Annotated in this window: 3 protein-coding genes; 1 reads left to right on the top strand and 2 read right to left on the bottom strand. The window is 48.0% G+C overall.

Annotation, left to right across the window (positions count from 1 at the left end; translation table 11 throughout):
• A partial coding sequence (locus GX117_12080; protein ID NLO34067.1) for a hypothetical protein occupies positions 1-1,890 on the bottom strand: 1,890 nt, incomplete at its 3' end.
• A 308-nt stretch (positions 1,891-2,198) separates the two neighbouring features.
• Here GX117_12080 and GX117_12075 point away from each other — a divergent pair.
• Complete coding sequence (locus GX117_12075) at positions 2,199-2,744, top strand: transposase family protein (GenBank protein ID NLO34066.1); 546 nt, start codon at positions 2,199-2,201, stop codon at positions 2,742-2,744.
• Positions 2,745-2,858: 114 nt separating this feature from the next.
• Here the strand turns inward: GX117_12075 and GX117_12070 are convergent.
• Positions 2,859-3,301, bottom strand: a 443-nt coding sequence (locus tag GX117_12070) for a DUF169 domain-containing protein (GenBank protein NLO34065.1), incomplete at its 5' end; no start/stop codon positions are given.

Genomic DNA, 3,301 nt, shown 5'->3' with positions numbered 1-3,301 from the left:
GGATACTACGGTACCGGCTACAGGCACTTGTGTTTTTGTGGCAATGCCACAGTTATCCGAAGCAACGAGAAGGCTTGTCAAATCAGGTATGGTAATCTGACAGTTTGCGTCGGCATTCAAAGTCTGGTTTGCGGGGCAGCTCGTGATCTGGGGTGGAGTTACGTCTTGAACATATACCCAGGTCTTACAGCTCGCAGAATTGCCGCCTACATCAGTGACGGTCAGCGTGACTTCTGTATCAACGGATACCATGGTACCGGCTACAGGCGCTTGTGTTTTCGTGGCAATACCACAGTTATCCGAAGCAATGAGAAGGCTTGTCAAATTAGGTATTGCAACCTGACAATTCGCATTTAGATTTAAGGTTTGATTTGCGGGGCAAGTGGTGATAACCGGAGGAATGGAATCGGTCACGGTCACGGTGGCAGTACAAGAATCTTGACGACCGAGTTGGTCGGTGACCGTAAAAATTACGCTCTTGCTCGGAATATCTACACCGCTGAAGGTTGATTGCGACAGTGTCATATTCAAGATGCCCGCTTCGGCTGTGCTGCCGTCGTCGACACTGTTTGCGCCCAAGGTGGCAGAGCAGTTCGAGTCAAGGGTTACACTAACATTTTTGCATTGTGCCACAGGATTGGTTGGGCTATATTCATAAGCGCCCATATCGGGGTTCGCGCCGATCGGACGAGCCACGCCAAGAATATCACTGGTCAGCGAAGAGTTGCCTGCATCCACGCAAGGGGCGCCGGTAATTCTGTATGCCCATGGGAAAGCCCCGCTCAAATTCGGCGCCAGGCTAATATTGCCCGTTCCGAAATAGGAGCCTTGAACATTACTGTAAGTGACAATCATCGGAAAATTAGGGGGATCTATTATCGGGGGATTACCGTCCTTATAGGCGCTTTCATTCACAATCCCATCAGTGCCGGTATTGTCCCAAATAATGCTCGAAATAACTTGTGGCGCAGAAATAGGCATTGGTATAGAATTGTCGGCATAATTGTAGATACCGCCGCTATCGAAACCAAAATTGATATTAGTACCGGAAATAGCGGGCGTCGCAACTGCCGTGTTGTCACATATCGTTACATGTATCAACATGGGGGCTGATTGATTGTTAAACATGCCGCCGCCGCCGCGGATCGGGCTGTTGACATTGTCCGTATTGCGGCGCGTTGTATTGCCCACAATGACGCAGTTCGTATAGGTACCGCGGGCCATCACCGTTGTCGACGATTCATTGGAAACGCCGCCGCCGCTCGACTCCGCTTCATTGCCGTAAATGTAGCAGTTGGCAATATCGGGATTAGAGAGCCAGTTATAAATACCGCCGCCGCGATAGGTGTGATAGTTGGTACCGTCGCCAACAGCATTACCGCCCGTAATATGAAAACCATCAAGCCGTGCATTCACCGTTGCTGTAGTACTTTTACCAAAGACCACCACGTGATACGCTTTGGCAGAACCGCCGCGCGCCGTCGAACCATCAATGACCGCCACGTTCAGATAACGCGAACGCGCGCTTAATTGTGTCTCTTGCTTACCCGTGCCGCCGCGCCACCCTTCAAAACCACCATAGACATGAACGTTATCTTTCATGACCAACGAACCGGCAACACCGCCCCACACCTCGGAACGGGTTTCGTTGTAAAATAGGGGAGACGCAGCGGGACCGCCTGCAACCCAAACCTGACCGCCGCCTGCGTTGGCAGCCGCATCAATTGCGGGCTGAATCGTTTTAAAGGCATTCTGCCAGCTTGACCCATTGCCGCCCGCCGCAGACTTATCCACGTAAAAAACGGGCTGTGCCACTACTGCCGGCGCCAAAAGTAACATACCCAAACTCATACAAACTAAAAACGCTACAGACCTTCCATCGCTCTTCATGACTAAACTCCTTTTCCTTTAAGTCAATTAAAGATTCTATTATAAAAAAAACTTTATATTTTTGTTTGGAGCGCAGATTTAGATGATGTGGATTTAAATTTTATAGATAAATAGCTTGTGTCCCCATATTCCTAGATTTTAAACATTCTCTTAACTATAGAATACCCGATTCCCGGCTAAATGTCAACCTATTTTTTGAATATTAATAAAATAATATTTAATACGTATAGGGATATGTGCGCCCCCCGTAGACTGGTCCATGCATACTGAGAGTTTCCCATCTGCCCTTCGGTCAAGGAGACTTGATTATGTTGAAAAGGAAACGTCTCCATCCGGAACAGATCCTTCGCAAACTTCAGGACGCGGATCGTCTTTTGAATGCTGGAAAGTCTGTGGAACATGTATGCCAAGCATTGGAAGTGCGTCGCTCCTTCACAGCCGATGCCATTGTTGGTGTGTTATCAGATCTTATGGCTGCGCATGGTGTTCCCTGTCATATTCGTTCGGATACCGGATCGGAATTTATTGCTGTACAAATGCAAACATGGTATGAAAAGATATCTCTTGGGTCTTTATATGTTGCTCCGGGAGCCCCTTGGAGAAATGGCTATGTCGAATCTTTTAATAGTCATTTTCGCGACGAATTTTTAGCAATGAATTATTTTACTTCCCTTAAAGACGCACAACAATTGAGTATGATTTGGAAGGTACGTTATAACGAGACACGTCTCCATTTTTCTCTGGGTAATCGGCCCCCAAATGAATTTGCTGAAGGAAGCGCGCTCATGAAACACAGAAACGCTCATAACAACCGGACCAAAAAGCGGAGGCTTAACAGTATTCCGTTGGCATGAATGGAAACGATCAATCAGAATTTGCAGATTTAATGGGTAGTGTGGAAGGGGCTTGACTTGCTTGCACTTAAAGATCGGAATCAAGCACGAGACCGACAGCACAATAAATTCGTGCTAAGGCCTTGTCGTTTCTTGCAGCGCAGCCCAGGTATGGCGCTTGAAAAAGCTGGTGTCTACGTTCTCTTCCATCCATTGAAACATTTTGGGCGTCATGGAAAAGGTCATTTTGTCCTTGCCGATGAGCCGCTCCAAATTTTTCCTTGCCGACAAATCGGTTAAGCCTACCAAGGCGCGCGGGTGCTCTTTCTCAGCTTCACGGTACATAAAGATCCCGATAACCTGGCATCCGGCTCCGTAGGGTATACCCACGTTTTCCCGTTCCGGATGCTCATGATTTGCCATGACCACCAAAGCCGATAGCTGATCCGGGTTTACCACTAAAGTAACACTCTTTACGGCTTCGTTGTCCAAGTCTTCCCGTTCCATACGCCGAAAGAGAACATAGTCTGTAGGGATCTCTTGGATGGGCAAGCTTGCAACAAAGCGGCGTGTTGTCT

This window comes from Candidatus Hydrogenedentota bacterium (assembly GCA_012523015.1).
GTDB lineage: Bacteria > Hydrogenedentota > Hydrogenedentia > Hydrogenedentales > CAITNO01 > JAAYBJ01.
This window is presented reverse-complemented; position numbering and strand designations above follow the sequence as displayed.

Excerpts from the sequence above, each read along its gene's own strand:
- GX117_12075 (NLO34066.1), top strand. The coding sequence starts at position 2,199 with ATGTTGAAAAGGAAACGTCTCCATCCGGAACAGATCCTTCGCAAACTT.